Genomic DNA, 20,951 nt, shown 5'->3' on the forward strand with positions numbered 1-20,951 from the left:
TTTTCCCCGCAGATTTAGCAGATTTTTATAATCAGTGAAAATCATCTAATCTGTGGCAAAAACAATTAGTGCAATTCGTGTAATTGCTTCACCTGTTCGCTATCGCTCGGGTCGTGGCTATTTTTTAACCTCGTAAACTTTATTGTTTTTCTCTCCGAACATTTCGTATAATTTATTGATGTTTTTTAGCGCATTCGCAGGAAGCTTTTCTCCTTTATCTCCAAAGACAAACATCTTTTCTTTTGGCTCGATTACACAAGTCGATTCATCGATTTCGCCTTTTGCGTTCTGCACTTTTTTCAAATCCAAATCTAAATATTTGGCCATAAACGGATACATTGCCATACGTTTTGAAACGCCATAATCATGTCCTTCTTTTCCAAAATGCGCATTTTCTACCAAATCTTTTTTACCGTACAATTCATATGTTCTTTGAATGAACGGAAATTCCAATTCCGGTACTGCCAATGTCCAGTCTTTTCCGTCAGAAACAATCAATTGTGGTTTTGGCGCCATCATTGCTGAGATTTCTGCATTGTTTGTTCCGTTTCCACACAAGTGAATTCCGCGTCCGCTTTCGCATGGGCAACCGCCTGAGAAATGTGATGAAACCATTACCACCGGAGCTGTCACTTTTACCCTGTCGTCAATTGCTCCCAAAAACATCGTATGCGATCCTCCGCCAGAACCGCCTGTGACACCGACTCTTGACATATCAGCATTTTTTATGGTCGACAAATAATCTAGTAAACGGATTCCACTTAAAACCTGAACTGTCGATGCAATGCTGTTTCTGTGCGTTTCTTCCGGAAACTGAAGCAAGGATTCTCCCCACGCAAACAAATCGTAACTGACTACAATTGCTCCCATTTTAGCTAAAATAGCACAACGTAATTGTTCGTCTTTTCTATATCTTCCGTCACCAAAATGTCCATCTGGAGTTAAGATTACAGCCGATTTTTTATTCAAAGGATACGGTTTGTAAATCGATCCTGTTACGTAAACTCCCGGCAGAATTTCTAACCCAATATTTTCAATACTGTAATCTTTGTAAATTCTCTTAGGAGTTAAAAGTGGTTTAGATTTTGGCATTGGGGGAGCCTTGTCTAAACCAAATGAGGTTATCATACATGCTTTTAACTCCTTTTTACGTTTTTCCCATTGTTCTTTGGTCGAATAAAGGCTTTCTAAATAAAACAAGCGTTCTTTTCCTTTGTCTACAGAAACTTTATGGTTTTCATATTTACGAATAATGTAGGTTCCGTCGGGTTGTTTAAAATACATCAGTTCAAAAGGCGCCAGAATATTCGTCAGCGAAAGCGCTAAATTTCCCGGTTCAATTCTCCAGTCGGCATAATCCAGTTCTTTTCCTTTTAATAAACCTCTGTCGTCGTTGATGGTAACGTTAAAAGCCGTTTCGATTTTCTTTACTGTTTCTGAAACTGATTTTCTAAAATTAGTATCAGAAGTACTTTGCGCATTGGTAACTGTCAAGGCAAAAATGGAAACTAAGAAGATGTATTGTATTTTTTTCATTTTAATATCGGTATGATTGGTACGCTGATGACACGGATTCGCTATCGCGAAGACGCTGATTTACACGGATTTTTTATATTTTGAAAAAAAATCCGCTTTTATCCGCGTTTTTACGAAGTAAATCCGTGTCATCCGCGTTCTATATTTTGCATTCTATTACATATTTTCCAGAACCTAATTCTAAGCATGGTTTCTGAGCTTTTTCATCAAACCAAGTTCGAACCTTTTTTTTATCAATTTTTATTTCAGAGCTTTTAGAAACTGGTAATTTTATCGTTGCTGTTGTATTCACCGGAATCTCCACATTTAGAATCAATTTACCGTCTTTTTTCTCCCATGCCGAAGCAATTTTTCCATAAATCGATTGATAATCCGCTTTCGCGAAAGTCATATCGCCTACTACTTCGGGTTGAATGAAGAAATGTTTGAATCCTGGTTTTTCCGGATCCGATTTAATTCCGGCTAAACTTTGATAAAACCATTCTTCAATTTGTCCCATCATAAAATGATTGTATGAGTTTCCTTTTCTAGGATCCCATTGTTCGGTCAAAGTGGTTACACCATATTTAATCTGAAAACCGTAACCCGGCGCATCGTAATGATTATTCATTTTAAACATCGTTTCGTTTTCTCCATTTCGTGCCAAAGCCTGAAACAAATAACGGTTTCCAACATCGCCCGTTGTCAGTCGATCGCCTTTTGCTTTTATATCAGCAATCAGATTTTGCATAACCGCTTCTTTATACTGCGGTTCTACAAGATCCATAAAAACCGGAACGGCATTGCTAAACTGACTGTTGGTCCCGTATTGTTTGGTTTCTTCGTTAAAAAACTCTTTATTGAAAGCTGTTTTAATTTCAGCTGTTAAAGTTTCGTACTTCTGAATATCTTCTGTTTTATTCAACAATTTAGCTGATTTTGCGACCAAACTGGCTCCGTAATAAAAATGAGAAGTTGCCGAAAGTGCAATCGGGCTATTTTTAGAATATCCCGCAGGATGCGTTCCGTAATCGTACCAATCTCCCAATCCGTGCGAAACGATGTGATTTTTAGATTTTGATTCTAAATAATCTACATAGTTTTTCATTAACGGATAATATTTTTCGATTAAAGACGCGTCGCCATAATATTCATAATACATCCAAGGCAAAATTACGCCCGTCACGCCCCACTCCGGAGAATCGGTAAAGTCGCCTCCAAAAACAACATATTCGGGAACGATTGTCGGAATCAATCCGTTTTCTCTCTGAGAATCCGAAATGTTCTGCATCGTTGCCGGAATGAAATTTTCCAGATTATAATTGAATAGTAATCCCGGGCCGTTTAAGTGAATTTCTTCGAGCCAGCCTAATTTTTCACGTTGCGGACAATCGGTAAAAACACTTTGAAAATTACTTTTTATAGCATAATTGATAATCTCATGGCTTTTGTTAAAAAGTTCATTGGAACAAACAAAACTTCCTGCTTCTCCCGCCGAATTGTAAATAAAATTAGATTTTAAATCTATAATTGTCGGCAGACTTTTATCTTTCGTATCTTTATAATTAATGTTCTCTATCTGAACAAATTGAAATCCGTAATAGCTGAATTTCGGTGTCCATTCTTCAACGTCTTTTCCTTTTAAAGTATAATCGTAATAGTATGGTTTTCCAGATTTTCCTTGTCCGACTGTTCCATCTTCATTTAAACTTTCTCCAACCCAAACGCGAACCGTCTGCCCTTTTTTTCCTTTTACTTTTATGGTTGGAAATCCGGAAAGATTCTGTCCCATATCAAAAACATAAAAATTAGGTTTTAATTCTTTTGAAGTCTGCACTTCATATTGTTTCTGAATCGTGATTGGCGGTGCCGTTTGCGGTCTTAAAGTTCCTTTTGGTGCTTCCTGAATCACTACTTTTTTCCAGTTTGAATCTTTGAAACCTTTTCTGTTCCAGCCTTTTTGCTCTAGATTGGCATTGTAATCTTCGCCTCCAAAAATACTATTATAAGTAATCGGACTTTTACTGTATTTCCAACTTCCATCTGACTTTATTATTTCTTCTGAATTATCATTGTATTTGATTTTCATTTTAAAGAATAAAGTCGGCGGGCCAAAACTTACAAAGAATTTGGTATATCTTTCAGCAAGCGTGTTATACATTCCGTTTCCTAACAAAACACCAATTACGTTATCTCCTTTTTGAAGTTCTTTTGCGTTCAATTCGTAAACATTGTAATTAACCGTTTTATCATAATCCGTCCATAAAGGCGCAAACTGACTGTTCCCTACTTTTTTTCCGTTGATCGTCAATTCGTAATGTCCTAAACCTGAGATGTAAACAATGGCTTCTTTAATTTCTTTTTTGATTTCGAAAGGTTTACGCAACATAATACTTCTGCGTGACAATGAATCGGATGCCTTGATGATCGCCTCTTTTTTTTCTCTTTTGTAAGTGGTGCTATGAAAATTTCTTCCTTCCGGCAAATGGCTGTCGGCTTTTGTAATGGCGCCAATCCAAATTGGGTTTAACTCTGATTCTAAGGGAGCCGTTCTAAAAAAAGCTATTTTACTCCATGGAGAAACTTTTCCTGATTGATTCCAAACTTTTACTTTCCAGAAATATTTGGTTTCATTTTTCAACGGACTCCCGCCATAAGAAATCTGAAGGTTTTTATTAGAATTTACTCTTCCGCTATCCCAAATATCGCCAAAATCTTCTTTTAGTTTTTCTTCCGAAGAAGCAACCAGTATCTTATACCCAATTTGCGATGAATTGGATTCTTTTGAAATTAACTGCCAGCTTAATCTTGGCTGATTCTGAACAACTTCTAATGGATTTTCGGCCATTTCTGTTGTGAGATGTACAGGCAAAATTTGTCCTTTAGAAACCAGGGTTACTAAAAGACAAATCATTAATACTATGTTTTTGAAATTCTTCATTTCTTATTGTTGAGATTTATACGCTAATGACACGGATTTACTTCGTAAAGACGCGGATAAAACGGATTTTTTTTAAAATCATATCAAAAAAAATCCGTGTCAATCAGCGTTTTCGCGATAGCGAATCTGTGTCATCCGCGTTCTTTATTTTTTCGCCACGAATTACACCAATTTCTCGAATTTTTTTCTAAATCAAATAAAAATTAGTGCAATTCGTGTAATTTGTGGCAAACTATAATTTTCTAGTAATCAAAGACTCAATATTAAATACCGCTTCAGGGATTAATTTTCCGGTTTGAGGCAGATCATCGTAATCGTCTGTGTCTGGCGCTGTGTCCGGATTTGGTGAATATCTTTGTTCTCCTGTTCTGAACATGATTCTTTCAAATCCGTCTGTTGGCGCATAGAATATCTTTGTTGATTCTTTTTCGTCGTTTACTTTTACGGTGTACGAACGATTTTTGGCGTCTAATTTAACCGTTATTTTATACGTTTTGTTTGCTTCATATTTTCCAATTCCATTAGAACGTGCTCCGGTTTTTATTTTAATCTGACCATCCGAATCAAAAGTCAATCTTACAGAAGGCAAACCTTGTTTATTTTGAAATTCGACCTGCAATAAACCGTGATTGTTTTGTTCTGGTTTAACCGTAAAAACAGCTTCCATTTTTGATGCAAATGGAATCACCCTTTCTGCTCTTGAATAATCAAAATAATCCTGATCTCTTAAAGTCAGCCATTTTTTACCGTCGGCTTTCTTTTCAATTTTTGTGGATGCCCACGAAAGATCATACGTATTCCAAAATTTCAATTCTTCTCCGTTTGGTAGATCATTAAAAACATCATTTACATTTTCTGTCACCACTGAAGTTACGGGAACCGGAACTGATGCCACCCAAATATCTTCTTTATTCATGCTGTAACCCACCCAAATTTTCCCGTCTGGCGGAGTTCCGTTTTTTTCTGTGATTCCGCGTACGTATTGAGGACCGGCAGATTTGTAGTTTCCGCCGTAACGCATCGGACTTACTTCTCCGTGAACCAACAATAAATCTTTATAATTCAGTCCGTCATCACTGGTTGAAATCGCCAGAGGCCAGCGGTATTCTGACGGATTGTATAATGCTGCATAACGATTGTCAGACGTTTTTTGTCCCCAGATTTTGGCGTTGCTGTTTACAAATCCCGGTGCGCGTAAGGGCATATAATCCCATGATTCACCACCATCTTTACTGATTGAAGTTAAGGCATGTTTCCATAAACCAACCACATTTCCGTTTGGTAAATGATAATAACTGAATGCTTTATAAGGTTTCTGTAACGGAATTAATTCGTCATCACGATCTGCTTCTTCAACCCATTGTTGTAAAACTAAGGGTTCTGATAAAATTTCTTCGCAGGCTTTGATCAGACCTTTGTCTTTTGATTTGGTATAGAATGGAAATGCCGATTTTGACTTGTCCCAGGTTTTATTGTATCTGATGAAATAGATTTCGCCAAAACTTCCGTCTTTTTTGATTTCGCGAATCACACGTCCAATCCCTTTTCCATCGTTCGGATCGTCTTTTTCATCCATCGCGATTCCATAATAGCCTAAAGCAAAAAGTCGTTTGTTTTTAGAAGTATAAAAACCCATTCTCTGGTGCATAATGGCATCCAGATTTTTGGCAACTCCTTCTACACCTTCTTTTTTCCAGCCATCAGGAATGCGATAAATAGGAAAAATTACCGTTGGTTTTGTCCAGGTTTGACCATCCTTAGAAGTCATTAATAAAGTCTGGCTCGGCGGAATATGTTCACCAGAAGGATCACTTAAATAATGCAGGTAAAAGGTATTGTTCCAATACGCCATCATAGGCTGGTGGTTATAAGTCCATCCAAAATCATCTGCTTTTTCGGGATGTTCACGGCTCGCACGCATGATCTGTGTGGCGTGAACTCCAACGGCCGGACTTAACTGCCCGTGATGATAATCGATGTTTGAAAGTGTTTTTCCAACATAGCGCACTGTGTCGTTTTGGCCGTTTACAGTCGGGCAGGCCAAAATAATTGTGGCTGTAAGTGCGATGTTGGTTTTTATTTTTTGGAAAGCAATCATTGTTTTTTATTTTTTATCTGCTCAATCCGCCAAATCTGCGAGAGTAAATTTTCTCCCGCAGATTAAGCAGATTTTGGAGATTTTTTTATTTTTTTTTGCCACTGATTACACAGATTTTCACAGATTAAAAATTAAAAAAAAATCCATTAAATCTGTGTAATCTGTGGCATTAACTTTTATTTTCTTTCAATCAATCCTTTTAAAACTTCTTTTGAAATTGTTGTAATCGTTCCGTGTTTGTGTCCTTCCGGAAGACTTATTTTGGATGAAACATCTTCAAAATGAACAAAATCTGAAGTACTTAAAGCTTTATAATTTTTGGATCCGTAATTGTCATAATACAACAGCCAGTTTTTACCGACTTTTACCACCGTTGGACCTTCTGATAAATATTCTGTCAGAGGTTCTGAACTTTTCTCAAACGGACCTAAAGGCGATTCTCCGAAAGCTACTTTTATGTTTCGCATCGGTCTTGTATTGTCTTTCAAAACCAAAACATAGTCTTTTTTGCTTTTCTTGACAATTACGCAGTCAATGACGCTGAAACCCGGATCGTAATATAATTTGGTATCCGAAAACGTTTTGAAATCATTAGTCGTTACATAATACATTCTGTGGTTGTTTTTCTCTTCTTCCACTCCTTTTGGATATCGAAACGGAATTGTTGATGCCCAGATAATAATATATTCGTTTTTTACATCATCATAAAAAATCTCCGGTGCCCAAACGTTTACCACTTCCGGTTCGTTTTTCATTACGGGAATGTATTGCTGTTCTGACCAATGTATTAAATCTTTAGAACTGGCATATCCAAAACCGTTTCCGCCTTTCCAGTCGGTGGTCCAAACTAAATGATACGTTCCGTCTGCTCCTTTTGTGATTGACGGATCGCGCATGATTTTGCTTGCTCCGATTTCCGGTTTTAAAAACGACCTTTCCAAACCTTTCCAGTTGTAACCGTCTTCGCTGTAGGCTAAATACAAACCTTCTGTTGCGGGTTCTCTAAAAGACGTGAACAAGTAAAGTTCTTTCTTTTTCTGAGAATAGCTTAACGTGCAAATTGCGATTAATATGATTATAAAAAATTTCTTCATTCTTTCTCTTTCCTGCAAGGTTTCCAAAACCTTGTAGGTATATTTTTTTACGTTGATGTTAAACTTAAACACCTACAAGGTTTTGGAAACCTTGCAGGAGTGCAAAACAGCTGAAATCTTTGTCAAAGTTTAAAACTTTGACAAAGATGACTATCGTTGCTTTTACTCTATAATTGCTTTTTTATCTAAGTCTTTTCCTTTTTTAATCGGAGTCGAAACGTTATTAAAAACATTATTTTTTACAAATACATTTTTCGTTTCTTTTCCTTCAGCTTCAATAAAAATATCGGTTGCATTAAAGGGAAAACTATTATTAATCATTAAATTAGAAACATTATTCAGTTTAATAACCGGAACTGCTTTTATTGGAGTCGATGAACCAACATTATCCAGAATCAGGTTTTTAGAATCTGAAATTTTGAAAGAAGAACCAACTGAAGCATTCACTTTTACATCATGAAATTCAACATCTGTCGCGGTATTAACTTCAAAACCTTCTTTTCCGTCGATGTTGATATTTGAAAATGAAATGTTCTGAACCGGCATTTCTGCAATTCCTAAAATGGCTCCGGCTTTATTGACATTTGATCCCGTGATATTACTCATATGGATGTTTCTGAAAATCGGCGTTTTCTCTGTTACAGGTTCTTGTTTGGTGTCTTTATCATAGAAAAGACTCAACACAAAAGCTTCTTCTTTGATATTTTTCATGACAATATTATCGACACGAATATCTTCTACAACTCCGCCTCTTCCACGAGCTGATTTGATTCTGATTCCGCGATCGGTTCCGTCGAAAACACAATTTGAAATCGTGATTTTTTTGATTCCGCCCGACATTTCACTTCCAATAACGACTCCGCCGTGACCGCTTAACATCGTGCAGTTTGTGATCGTAACATTTTCTGTTGCAACTCCATATTTTCGTCCGTCGGCGTCTCTTCCGGATTTGATCGTAATACAGTCATCTCCAACACTAATATGGCAATTTGAAATGTGAACGTTTTTACAAGAAGAAGGATTGATTCCGTCTGTATTTGGTGAATGTGGATTAAATATTGTAATTCCTGTTATCGTTACATTATCACAAAATTCCGGATTGATCGTCCAGAAAGGAGAATTTTGAAATGTAACGCCTTCAATCAAAATATTTTTACAATTTAAAACCTGAAAGAATGATGGTCTGAAAAACTTTTTATCCATTGTTCTTTTATAGTAAGGCTCGTAAACCATTCCCGGATTTTGCTCGCCCCACATTTTTTGGTATTTCGTTTCCGGAATCGGGCCTTTTGCAGATTCTATTCGGTACACTTCATTCCACCATGCTTTTCCTTGTCCGTCGATTACGCCTCTTCCTTTTATAGTGATATTTTCGGCATCTTTTGCATAGAATAATGGTGAGAAAGTTTTCATCATTAATCCTTCATAACGCATTTCTACGAAAGGCAGATAATCATCAAAATTCTCTGAAAATTTTAAAAGCGCACCCGAATCTAAGTGAATTGTAATGTTGCTTTTTAGTTTTAAAGCTCCGGTTAAATATTCTCCGGCAGGGAAAAAAATTGTTCCTCCGCCATTTTTTGATGCTTTTTCAATAGCATTCTGAATGGCTTCGGTGCATTTTATTCCTTTGTTATTGCCTCCTTCGTTCAGGATATTCAGCCAACCGTTATTCGCGAAAGCGGTGTTTAGTCCAAGTGTGAAGCAGAGTATGATTAGTATGTTTTTCATTGTTGTGTTGTTTTTTTGCTCTCGCAGATTTAGCAGATTGTGCAGGATTTTTTTTGCTACAGATTTCACAGATTAAAATGATTTTTTATCTGCTTGATCTGCAAAATCTGCGAGAGTATTTTTTATTCTCATTTTTGTCACCCTGAGTGAAGTCGAAGGGCGCATGCTATATCAAGCATTGTGTCCAATTTTTGCGGTTCTTCGACTTCGCTCAGCATGACAAAGATTGCGATTACTTTGTGCTTAAAATCAAAACCCAGTCGTTACCGTCTTCTTTTTTTCCAGAAGGCTGAAATTCTTTAGTTCCTTTATTATCAAATGTTCCAATTTTTGTTTTTTGTCCATTTCTTGGGTTGTACCAGGCTGCTGCGACTTTATCTCCTGAAATTTCACCCATGTTCACTTCGATTTTTCTTCCGTTGTAAGTATACATCAGAGCATATTTTTCGCCTTTAATCGCCGGAATATAATCGTATTTTTCTCCCTGATTTGCTATTAAAGAAACATCCGGAACTCCTTCTAAAAACGGAAATTCCAACATCAGTTTTTTAATATAAACCATTTGTCCAGCACCTGGCGCATTAATCGCCGATATCCATAATTCTTTATTTCCGTATGCCGGTTTATCTCCTTTTCTGAACATTTGCATTACGGCATTGTGTCCGTAAGTATAACCTGCACCTCCTGAAAGTACCGACCAATAGCCATAACGGCGAACATCATTTGCAGTCCATTTTGGCTGTAAAGTATCGTGGAGTCCATGTGGAATTCCTTCGTAAGAAGGTTCTCCGTCAAGTGTAGGTTTTGTTGGTTTTAATTCGAAATCTCTTAGAACAAATTTGTAATTGTCTTCTTTGAAATTCGTTTTGCTTGAATCCTGATCGTATCTTCTGTGACCTGATTGAAACATATTAAAATCCAGCCATTTTGCATTGTGAAAATTCTCTGAAGAATCGGTTCTTCCGAAAGGGTGAAAAGTCATTAACTGATCTGGATTGTTGGTTTTTAAAGTATTTCCGATTTCGTTCCAGATATCCTGAAATTCGTTTCCATGTGTATCACCGCCGTTTAACCAGATTACGTTGGTTCTGTTTTTATATCTGTCAGCCAAAAACTTAGCATATTTTCCTGCCTGTTCTTTACTTACTTTATCTCCTTTTGAAACATTGGTTCCCCAAACCGGAACCATCGCAAGGTAGATTCCGTTCTTTTGAGCAACATCCAGAACGTAATCTACGTGATCCCAATAATCGTATTCTGCCGGATTATTGAAGTTATTTCCTGCGGTAATTAATGGCTTTGAAACATCTTCGTTGATCAAAGCTGAATCGCCATAAACGTTTACGGCATTTATATTATGCAAAACCATAACCTGAACGACATTGAAACCTTTGTTTTTTCTGTCTTTAAAATATTTATCAACGCCTGCTCTGTCCAGCTTCCCGAATGTTAACCAGCCTGTGTCGCCTAACCAGAAAAATGGTTTTTCATTTTCGGTTACAAAGTAGTGCTGGTTTTTGGAAACTTTTAATTGTGGTAATTTTTTTGTTTTTGCAGATTGCGAAAATCCACTTTGTGCTGTAAACAAAAAGCTTATACAAATGGCGTATAAATATTTAATTTTCAGATTCATTTTTGGTTTATTTTGGAATTATATTTTTTTTGTTTGCCACGAATTGCACTAATTTCTCTAATTTTTTTTCTCTGTTTGTCTTTATTTTTTCACGCTGATTTGAGCAGATTTTAGCTGATTTGCGCAGATTCTATTTTAAAAATCTGTTTGATCTGCTTTTATCTTTTTAAATCTGCGTGAAATTTTACTCTCGCAGATTTGGCAGATTGAGCAGGTTTTATTTTAATTAATTCGTGCCATTCGTGTAATTCGTGGCAAACCTTTCTCATTATTTTTTCACTACAAAAAGCACTTTTTCTTTTATTTCGGCTTGGGGGATTGTGATTTGTTTTCCTCCGCTGATGTTTGCTTTTTTGGTGATGCTTCCTGTTGATGTATTAATTGCATATACTTCAAAAGTTCCTTTTTGATTGGAAAGGTCTATTGAAATATCCTGATCGTTTTTCATATAAAACAAATAACTTTTTCCTTTGTTTTCTAATGTCCAAAGATTGTCGGTGTATTTGTTGCCTTCTGCTGGTTTCATTTCGCTTAAAGCGGAATAAAACTCAGGCAATTCAATTTTTGGGATATTTGGCAATGACGCTCCGGCCATTAAAACCGGCCATCCAAATCTTGAAGATCCGTCTGTAGAATATAAAACTACTTTTTCAGGATATTTTTGGCGGTATTCGCTAATCGCGCGATATACCTGATTGTCTGTTTCTTTTCCGGTTTTCAGTTTTCTGGCGTGCTGTCTTGGCGCTAAATTTACTCCGCCTTCTGGTGCGTATGCCGATCCGTCTTCTTTGTAATACCAATATCTGATATCCATTACGTCAACTGTTTTGTTTCTTTTGGCATCATTCAAAATAGCATCCTGAACATCTTTTGTAGCGCTTAAGCCGATTAAACCTTTTTTACCGGTTTCGTCTTTCCATTTTTGAACTTCGTCCAGCCAAAATTCCATAAAATGTAGTGGTCCAGTATATTCTGCGCTTGTCAATTGAATTACGTTGCTGTTTTCCTGAAAGTTTTCTAATGACTTACGAATGAATCCCTGATGTAATTTTCTTCTCTGCGGATTCGTAATATCATAAAACTGTTCCGCCATAAAAATACGTTTGTCTCCTGCATACGGCGGTGGTTCGGGAAAACCTGTACTGTTAACATTATTTGCCGAACGCCACGGAGAACTTGCCCAGTGCGCCCCAGCTTCTAATATATTGTGCTGAAAATATTGCTGATTGATTAACAACTGCCCGTTTGGTTCTGCCAAATTTGCAAAAGTTGCAAGGCGATTCCAATACCAATCGTTGAATTTTGTCAAATCATATTTACTCAAATGATCCCAGGCCAAATCCTGACCGCTTCGAGCGAAAGGCTGTTCGTAATATGGAGGCCACGCATCAGCATCAATTCGGCGAACGCGTTCGTGATCGTCCATTCTGCGATCGTACCATAAACCATAATTGTGCTCTAACGCTACAATATTATTTTTAGTTAAATAATTTACGGTTTCTTCAACCTGATCTGTTAATCCAACTCCGGTTCTTCCCGGTACAAAACGAGTTATGTGTGGTGTTGATTTTTTGACATCATCATCAATAAGACTTCCTCTCCACCATGCAACATTAGTTTCTTTTCCAGCAATTAATTTCCCTTCAAAAGTCAATAAACCATTTTCGATTTTTATTTTTGAAGTTGAAGCTGTTGCTTTTTCAGCAGCAATTTTTAAATCATTAGCATTTTTAAGTTTTGCATTATTAACATCAATCGAATTTTGTTTTGCAACTTCATTAATCCATTCTGATAAAGTTTTTGCAATTGTAACCGAGTTGTTCGTTAATTCTTTCGCTACTTCTTTTGTCGGACTTGACGAAGGCTCTGAACCTAAATCGTAGATATAAGATGGCGTCGGAAGTTTTCCTAAACGGTTTTCTAATTGCGCGTAAAATAAACTACGCGGACTAACATGCCCGTTTACATCTTTCCAGATTCCGTTTCCTCCAAATTGTCCCCAAACTCCAAAAGCCCAGTTTAAAGCTGTTGGCGGACTGTAACATTCTATTTTTGATGCCGAAGATTCCCAGAAAACGCTGTTTCCGGCTGTCCATCCTGCTCCTCTTCCGCCTTGTTCTCTATTGTTGTAACTTAATGCTTTTCCGTCGATGTTTACAATATCGAATAAAACTCCGGTTGCCCAGCTTCCTATTGCTCCGCTATTTTCAAACGGCATATGAGATTCGCATTGTACGAATGCATTGGGTCCCGCAGTTCCGAATCCGCCAACGGCAAAATCATGATATCCAAATTCTGAATAACAACGCTGAAATAATGTTTGCTGTCCTTCTGTATAAAAAGTATTTCTTCTAAAAGAAGCGATTTCAGAAACAGGTTCTGTTGCAATACAATCTTCAACTGTAACTTGCTGTGTTGTTTTTAACAAGGTAACTGCCCCGCCTGCAAAGTGCTTAAAATTAACTTGTTTTACCCACGCATTTCTGGCATTTTCTATACTGATTGCCTGCCATCTGTGTTCTTCATCTTTTGGATTTGATGCATTGAAAGTTGATTTTATTAAAATATTTTCGATTCCGTTTTGCTCAATTCTTCCGTTCCATGAATACGAAATTACTTTTGCTTGTCCGTACGCTTCTTCTAAAGCCATGGTTAACGGAGCATTTAAAGTGATTTCGCTTCCGCTGATGTTGGTAATAACCCGATTCCAGTTTACATCCCAATCGCCTTTTTTCCAGCCGATCCACGAAGTTTCTCCACCAAAATCCTGCATTTTCATTTCTTTGATCCAAGCATCAGTCAACGGTCTGCTGATGACAATTTCGTCTGAAACTTTTAATTTTGAAGCATTTTTAAGTTGCATTTTTTGAGTTCCCAGTGGAGAAAAAGCAGTTGCTAATTCGTAGGTTTCGTTGTATTTTCTATCGTCAATTCCTAAAACTCTGATTAACGCTTCTCTTTCTAATCCAGTTCCTAAAAGGATGGTTCCGTTTTCGGTATTTCCGCTTCCGCGAAGGACAACTCCGGATTTTCTGATGTATAAAGTTCCTTTTACTTTGAATGTTCCTTTGTCTAAAAGTACCGCTCCGCGAAAACCAGTTTTGTCTGGTTTTAGATTACTTACATAATCAATAGCTGTTTGTATTCTTTTCGTCGCATCTTCTTCCTGTTTTGGGACAAAAATTTTATTCTCCACATTCGGAATCCCTTTTTCTGAAGCCATATATCCTGCAAAAGAGAAATCTGGAATTCTATTTCCAAGATTGTCTGTCGTGAAAGTAAGTTTTCCTTCTTTGGTTCTTACGATGTCCGGGAAAGTGGTTTGGGCTGTGATATTTATAGACATGGCAAAACACATTATTACTAATGTGTTTTTGAAGCAAGGGATTATATTTTGTTTAGTGAAATTCACTTTTTAATTATTTTAGATTTAGATTTTCTAAAGTTAAGTATTTCCTCAATTTTATCATCCTGAGCGAAGTCGAAGGACACGTTAGTAGCTCGACAATCTGAATCAAACTTTGCGGAGTTTCTTGCGTGTCCTTCGACTTCGCTCAGGATGACAAACTTTGTCGATATACTTTCGTTATGTAAACTATTGCACTAAAGATTTTACTTTAGCCAAAGTGTCAACATTATTATCCAATTTCGTCCAGTCTACTTTTTGATTTGGATCGATATTGTTGAAATATTTCTCAATATTGGTATAACCGTCTCCATTTGAATCTTTGTTTGCATCAGATGCATCGTTTGCATTCAAGCCGTATTTCTTCTCCCAGGCATCCGGAATTCCGTCGTTATCGGAATCTTTATAAGCTTTTCCTTTGTAGATTGGATAACCGCCAACTTGATCAGGATGTGTAATAATTCCTTTTTTGTATGAATCGGCAGGCAGTCTTCTTTTGATATATTCTTTTCCAATTTCATTTTCTAAGCCGTCTTTCACTTCAATTTTTCCAGTTCTGACTTGTTTAATAACTCTTTCATCAACTGCGTCTCTTTTTGGGATTGTCGCTCCAACATTCGTTAAAACAAATTCATATGCTTCTTCTGCTTTCATAATTTTAAATGAAGGCATTGAGAATGGTTTTGGTTGTTTGATAGCTTCTAAAAATTCTTTAGTTGCTTCCGGATTTTGATCTTCTAACTGCACTCCGCCATTCCAGTTATCGGCTGTAACTTCTGGAGAACCTACAATAAAATTCCCTGAAACATAAGCTCTTCCGTATTGTTTTGGCTGAATATAACCTGATTCCGGTTTTACAATTCTATGAGCAATAGGTTCGCCTGTTGGGGTAATTGGTCCTGGTTTAAAGTAATTATTGATGATGTTTAACATCGAACGATAATCGCCTCCGTCTAAAGTACGATTCCACCAATTAAATACTACGTTATTCACAAAATTAAAGTCGCCATACATCCCGATAGAAGCATTTCTGGAAATGTTATCTGCCCATAAATTCCGCATAAAAGTACTATTTAATCCGCCAATCGTACTTCCAAAAGCGTGATTGTAAGTATCTAAACCTTCTGAAGAAATCGTGTTTTGAATAGTAATATTACAAGCCGGTAATTTTTCTAATTTAGACTTATCGTTAGCCGCAAACTGATGTCTGTATAATGAAATATTTTCGTCTAATCCCCAGCTTACAGAGCAGTGATCTACGATAATATTTCCCATCGGATTTCCGCCAAGTGCATCGTCTCTTCTGGTAACTTCGGTTGCACCGCGTCTAAAACGCATATGCCTTATAATTACATCGTGTGTGTCTATCTCAAGAGTTTCGCCTGCAATACAAATTCCGTCGCCCGGAGCAGTCTGACCCGCAATGGTTACGTACGGTGCACGCATGCTGATTCTTTTTTCCAATTTAATAATTCCGGAAACATTAAAAACAATTGTTCTTGCTCCAACGGCTTCACAGGCTTCACGAAAAGTTCCTTTTCCGCTGTCTGCTAAACTGGTAACGACAAATATTTTTCCGCCTCTTCCGCCTTGCGTATAAGCGCCTCCGCCTTCAGCACCGGGAAATGCCGGAATATCAGCCTGAACAAAATCTTTTGGATAAGAAGCCCAAGGCAGATAGGGTTTTCCTTGTTTTGCTTCTTCTTTAATTATATTGGCATTACTAACCCAAATTTCGTGCAGCCTTGCTTCTTCACTTGCTAAAAGTGCATCTGCTTTTTCCTGAACCGGTTTTGGAATTACAGGATACTGGGCATACGCCGAAGAAACAAGCGAACAAAATGAAAAGGCCATTAATGTTCTTTTTAAAGTACGGTTTGAAGAAGTATTTTGCATGAATTGTGGTTGTCTCGTTAATAGTTATTAGTGTAAGTTTCGAGAGATTATTCTTTGGTCACAGAATCTTTAGCTTTCTCTCTTTCTTCAATACGTTTGTGCCAGTCAGCACTTTCTTTGTTTAAATCGTAACCTTGTTTTGACAAATAGTTATTGATTCTTCCTTTGTATTTTCCAAACCAGCCGTGTTTTTCTTTAGATGAACCTCCATCCATTGCATGTTCTCTGGCTTCAACCAAAGCTTTATAAATATAATCTTTTTGCTCTGCTGTTAAATTTGGAAGCATATCGTTGTAACCTGCAACCGTGATTGGAAGCACTCCGTATGTCATTCCGTCTTTTACCTCAGTGATTTTGTCTTCTGATAATTCTTTACTTAATTTTTTAAGGTAAGCTTTGTGCAGTTTTGCAATTGATTCGTCTGCTTTTGATTTTAACTTATCAATTTTTTCGTTTTGCTTTTCTTTGGCTAAACTGGTATCTTCTTTTATTTTTTTGATTTCAGCATCTCTTCCGTCCTGGATTTCGCTTAAATCTCTAAATTGCTGTGCGATTATATTTGAAACAGCTGTTTCCTTTTTAGCATCTTTTAAATCTAATTTGGTAACAATTTTTGCAGCTCTTTCGTTGGTAACTTTGATGTATTCCGGGTCTAAATGCTGTTGCGCGATACTGCTTGCGAAAACCAGCAACAACATTAAAATGCTTATATTTTTTATTGATTTCATTTTAATAAAATTTATGAATTACAATATTTTTTTCTGCTTGATCTCCCAAATCTGCAGGAAAATTTACTCTCGCAGATTTAGCAGATTTAGGAGATTTTTTTTAATTACTCTTGCAATGACTTAACCAAAGTTTCGTGATTGTTGGCAAGATCTTTCCAGTCTGTTTTAGAATTCGGATCTGTACCGTTAATATATTCTTCAATATTATAATATCCGTCTCCATCAGTATCTAATTTTGCATCAGAAGCATCATTTGGATTCAAACCGTGTTTCTTTTCCCATTTATCCGGCATACCATCCTTGTCAGTATCTGTGTATGGTTTTCCTTTGTATTCCGGATATCCTCCAACCTGAGAAATATCTGTAATAATTCCTTTTTTATATGAATCCATCGGAAGACGTCTGTGTTCAAATTGATAGAATTCTTTTTTCTCCAAACCTTTTGCATATTCCGGAACTCCGGTTTTTACCGTTCTTACAATTCTTTCGTCAACTTTGTCTCTGATTGGCAATGTTGCTCCAACATTTTTAAGAACAAATTCATACGCTTCTTCTGCTGGCATAAATTTATTAAACCATGGCATTGGGAAAGGTTTATCTGCTTTCATTTTATCGAAATAAACTTTTGCTTCATCATAAGTCATTAATTCACCTTTTTTATTTTCGAGCTGAATGCCGCCATCCCAGTTGTCTTTAGTCACTTTTTCGTTATTGTTTACGACATTTCCGTTTACATAAGCTCTACCAAAAACCATATAAGGTAATTTGCTTCTTCCTGATTCCGGTTTTAAGATTCTGTAGCTGATTGGCTGTGTCAAATCGGTAACTGGTCCCGGTTTGTAGAAGTTATTGATGATATTATAATTTGCTGTATAATCTCCGCCGTCTGTAGATCTGTTGTACCAGTTAAAAACCACATTATTTACAAAATTGAAAATTCCGTTCCATCCGATAGAAGGGTTTCTTCCGGCATTATTTGCCCACATATTTCTCATGAACGAACAGTTTTCTCCTCCCAAAGTACTTCCGAAAGCGTGATTGTAAGTATCTAAAGCTTCACCAAATAAACTGTTTTGGATTGTAATATTTACCGTTCCAACTTTAATATCCGGATAACCTGCCCCAGGATTGTACATGTGTCTGTAAATTGACATATTTTCATCTAATCCCCAAGTTGCCGAAACGTGATCGATCATAATGTTACCAACCGGATTTCCTCCAATTGCATCGTCTCTCCTTCCAACGAAAGTTTCTCCTCTTCGGAAACGCACGTGTCTAATAATTACGTCATGCGTATCGATCCATGTTGATTCACCTGCAATACAAATTCCATCTCCAGGAGCTGTCTGACCTGCAATAGTAATATATGGTGCACGAATAATTAACGGACTTTTAAGTCTGATGATTCCGGCTACATTAAAAACAATAATTCTTGCTCCACCTTGTTCGCAAGCTTCACGCAAAGTTCCAGGTCCGCGGTCTTCAAGACTTGTAACGGTGTATACTTTTCCACCTCGACCTCCAAAAGTGTACATTCCTCCTCCTTCAGCACCTGGAAAAGCAGGAATGTCTGCCTGCGGTAAATCTGTTGGTCTTGATGCCCACGGAATATAAGGTTTTCCATGTTTTGCCTCTTCTTCAATAACAACTAGAGCTTTTTCCCAGGCTTGGTCAGAAAGTCTTTGTGCTTCTTCTTTAATTGCTTTTTCCTGTGCCTGAACTTCTGGACTTATCTTTGGATATTGAGCAAAACACTTTGCACTTCCCAAAAACAGCAGACCTGCGATAAATAATGCGGAATTTTTCATGTTAATTTTAACTTTTGGTAATTCTTTTTAAACAAATCACCTGTATCTGGAATAGAATACAGGTGAGAATTTGTCATGTTTTTTGTCTTTTATTAATTATAATCTTGATTTGGGACATTCAAGACTTATTCCTGATAATTGTAATCACCTGTTCCACCAGAAGCATCGCTCCATCCTATGGTTTGTTTCAACCAAGGATTTTGGGTAAGAACTGCAGTCTGTAATCCCATAATATAATAATTAGGATTAAATTTAATTTTAACCGTTGCATTATTAACGTTATCCATTGGTGTTGGAGGTGCTACAAGAATGAAATTATCGTTATAGAAAGTAGCTAATGCTGCCAACTGTGTCTGGAAATTAGCAGAATCCGGATCTGCTGAAATATTTCCACGAACTGCTGCCAACGGATCTGAAGATGTTGCTGTATTTTTATACTGAAGATAATTACCTGTTCTTTGTGTTCCGTTAATTGGCGTTAAACCTAATTTACTTACAGTACCGCCTGTCGTGCTTGGAAGTGTTGCGTTATCATAAAGCATCCATCTTTGTACGTCCCAGTAACGTTTTCCTTCGTATGCTAATTCAACTCTGCGCTCGTATAAAACAGCTTCGATAGCAGCGTATTTATCTGCTAGTGTTCCAATTCCATAATTATTAGCTGACGGAATACCTACACGATTTCTAATTCTTCCTAAATAAGCAACAGCATTTCCTGTTTGTCCTAATGCTGCGTAACATTCTGCAATGTTTAGCAATAATTCTGCATAACGATATTCCATGATATCATTTCCTGAATATTGAAAACTACTGGCATTTGTAGCAGTAACATCGGTCATCTTTCTTACTAATGCCGGGCTTGTTTCGTTATTTGAGTCACTGTAATATGCTTTTTTTGAAGCATCTAACCAGCGATATGCCCAAACAACTGGTTTAGCGCTTTCTTTATAATCCCATTTTACTCCTGAAAAAGCAAATGTTCTGTAAAATCTTGGATCACGATTAACGAAGAAAGTAAAGTTATCATATCCGTTTGCAGTTGTAGGTCTTGCACCATTTGCCATTGGAAACAAATCAATCATTTCTTTTGGAGCTTCCAAAGCGCCTGTACCTCCCTGGCTGATTAAACGAATTCCTTTTTCCCAGGAATTATTCATTCCAAGATTGGTTGTATTTGTTCCTAAAAGCTGAACTGTAATAGCCTCAGAACAAAATGCATTGTTTCCAAGTGCAAACATATTCTGCCAGTCTTTAGCAGAATTTCCGTATAAGCCATAACCAGCTCCTGATAATTCTGTTTCTGCTGCTAATCCTGCTTGCAATGCTGCATTCCAGCGCTCATTTGAACTATCCCAGCTTTTATTAAATAATGGACTTGCATAAGTTAATAAAACTCTCGATTTTACTGCTAAAGCGGCACCTTTTGTAACACGTCCGTAATCTGCAGAATTCCAGTTTCTTGGCAGTAAACTTGCTGCCATATCTAAATCTTTTACTATTTGAGCCACAACTTCAGTTACAGTTGCTCTTGGTAATTTAATAGCTTCATTGTCTGTACTTGGAGTCTGGATTTCTGTTACAATTGGTACACCTCCGTATACACGCATTAAATCAAAATACTGAACAGCTCGCAGGTAATATAACTGTCCTTTTGCCTGATCGCGGAAAGTTTTGTCTAAACTTGCTCCTTTAACATCAATATCAGCAATGAAAGCGTTACAATCCCTAATTCTGTTATAAGGAACATTATTGATTTTATCTTCAAGTTTACCTCCGTAATATCCAGATGCATCTGCAGCATTTGTATAGGTAAGTGTTGGGTTAATAAGAGGCTGAATACCCCCTATTTCTTCAGTCATTTTTGAATATACATCTGAATAAGAACCTACTAAAGTTTGTCCGGGAGATTTATATGCAGAAAAATAATCAAAATAAACATTATTGATATAAGCTGTAGCGCGTTCCTGACTTTCGTAAAACGAATCGTCTACACTTCCATAGTTTTTCTTTTCTTCTAAAAAACTATCGCTGCAAGAAGTACTAAGCACTGCAAGAAGTGCTATAGTTATATATTTATTAATTTTTAGTTTCATCTTCTTAT

Annotated in this window: 11 protein-coding genes; all 11 read right to left on the bottom strand. The window is 36.9% G+C overall.

Going from position 1 to position 20,951, the window contains the following annotated elements; all coding sequences use genetic code 11:
* Positions 1-117: 117 nt before the first annotated feature.
* Positions 118-1,536: an acetylxylan esterase gene (locus ASE21_RS14105; protein WP_057123328.1), complete on the bottom strand. Its 1,419-nt coding sequence runs from the start codon at positions 1,534-1,536 to the stop codon at positions 118-120.
* A gap of 139 nt (positions 1,537-1,675) precedes the next feature.
* Positions 1,676-4,456 (bottom strand): glycoside hydrolase family 78 protein, encoded by a 2,781-nt coding sequence (locus ASE21_RS14110; RefSeq protein WP_057123329.1) that lies wholly within the window; start codon positions 4,454-4,456, stop codon positions 1,676-1,678.
* A gap of 232 nt (positions 4,457-4,688) precedes the next feature.
* A complete protein-coding gene (locus ASE21_RS14115; protein ID WP_057123330.1) occupies positions 4,689-6,554 on the bottom strand; it encodes a six-hairpin glycosidase in 1,866 nt (621 codons plus the stop codon).
* Positions 6,555-6,730: 176 nt separating this feature from the next.
* Positions 6,731-7,720, bottom strand: a complete 990-nt coding sequence (locus ASE21_RS14125; protein ID WP_242410276.1) for a glycoside hydrolase family 43 protein — start codon at positions 7,718-7,720, stop codon at positions 6,731-6,733.
* A 90-nt stretch (positions 7,721-7,810) separates the two neighbouring features.
* The gene (locus ASE21_RS14130) at positions 7,811-9,379 is read right to left on the bottom strand and encodes a glycoside hydrolase family 28 protein (RefSeq protein WP_057123593.1); all 1,569 of its coding nucleotides are present in this window, start codon (positions 9,377-9,379) and stop codon (positions 7,811-7,813) included.
* A gap of 232 nt (positions 9,380-9,611) precedes the next feature.
* Positions 9,612-11,012, bottom strand: a complete 1,401-nt coding sequence (locus tag ASE21_RS14135; RefSeq protein WP_057123332.1) for a glycoside hydrolase family 140 protein — start codon at positions 11,010-11,012, stop codon at positions 9,612-9,614.
* A gap of 268 nt (positions 11,013-11,280) precedes the next feature.
* Entirely contained in the window at positions 11,281-14,358 is a 3,078-nt protein-coding gene (locus ASE21_RS14140; protein WP_242410277.1) for a DUF6298 domain-containing protein, read from the bottom strand.
* Positions 14,359-14,607: 249 nt separating this feature from the next.
* Positions 14,608-16,272 carry a polysaccharide lyase gene (locus tag ASE21_RS14145; protein WP_242410278.1) on the bottom strand — a complete coding sequence of 555 codons (1,665 nt, stop codon included), beginning with the start codon at positions 16,270-16,272 and terminating at the stop codon, positions 14,608-14,610.
* Between the two features lie 89 nt (positions 16,273-16,361).
* Positions 16,362-17,042 (bottom strand): DUF3826 domain-containing protein, encoded by a 681-nt coding sequence (locus ASE21_RS14150; RefSeq protein ID WP_128414702.1) that lies wholly within the window; start codon positions 17,040-17,042, stop codon positions 16,362-16,364.
* Positions 17,043-17,146: 104 nt separating this feature from the next.
* A complete protein-coding gene (locus ASE21_RS14155; RefSeq protein ID WP_057123336.1) occupies positions 17,147-18,850 on the bottom strand; it encodes a hypothetical protein in 1,704 nt (567 codons plus the stop codon).
* Between the two features lie 125 nt (positions 18,851-18,975).
* Positions 18,976-20,943 (bottom strand): RagB/SusD family nutrient uptake outer membrane protein, encoded by a 1,968-nt coding sequence (locus ASE21_RS14160; RefSeq protein ID WP_057123337.1) that lies wholly within the window; start codon positions 20,941-20,943, stop codon positions 18,976-18,978.
* Between the last annotated feature and the right edge of the window lie 8 nt (positions 20,944-20,951).

Origin of the sequence: Flavobacterium sp. Root901 (assembly GCF_001429765.1) — a bacterium.
Classification (GTDB): domain Bacteria; phylum Bacteroidota; class Bacteroidia; order Flavobacteriales; family Flavobacteriaceae; genus Flavobacterium.

Coding starts and splice junctions, on each gene's coding strand:
- ASE21_RS14105 (WP_057123328.1), bottom strand. CDS start 1,536: ATGAAAAAAATACAATACATCTTCTTAGTTTCCATTTTTGCCTTGACA.
- ASE21_RS14110 (WP_057123329.1), bottom strand. CDS start 4,456: ATGAAGAATTTCAAAAACATAGTATTAATGATTTGTCTTTTAGTAACC.
- ASE21_RS14115 (WP_057123330.1), bottom strand. CDS start 6,554: ATGATTGCTTTCCAAAAAATAAAAACCAACATCGCACTTACAGCCACA.
- ASE21_RS14130 (WP_057123593.1), bottom strand. CDS start 9,379: ATGAAAAACATACTAATCATACTCTGCTTCACACTTGGACTAAACACC.
- ASE21_RS14135 (WP_057123332.1), bottom strand. CDS start 11,012: ATGAATCTGAAAATTAAATATTTATACGCCATTTGTATAAGCTTTTTG.
- ASE21_RS14140 (WP_242410277.1), bottom strand. CDS start 14,358: ATGTCTATAAATATCACAGCCCAAACCACTTTCCCGGACATCGTAAGA.
- ASE21_RS14145 (WP_242410278.1), bottom strand. CDS start 16,272: ATGGCCTTTTCATTTTGTTCGCTTGTTTCTTCGGCGTATGCCCAGTAT.
- ASE21_RS14150 (WP_128414702.1), bottom strand. CDS start 17,042: ATGAAATCAATAAAAAATATAAGCATTTTAATGTTGTTGCTGGTTTTC.
- ASE21_RS14155 (WP_057123336.1), bottom strand. CDS start 18,850: ATGAAAAATTCCGCATTATTTATCGCAGGTCTGCTGTTTTTGGGAAGT.
- ASE21_RS14160 (WP_057123337.1), bottom strand. CDS start 20,943: ATGAAACTAAAAATTAATAAATATATAACTATAGCACTTCTTGCAGTG.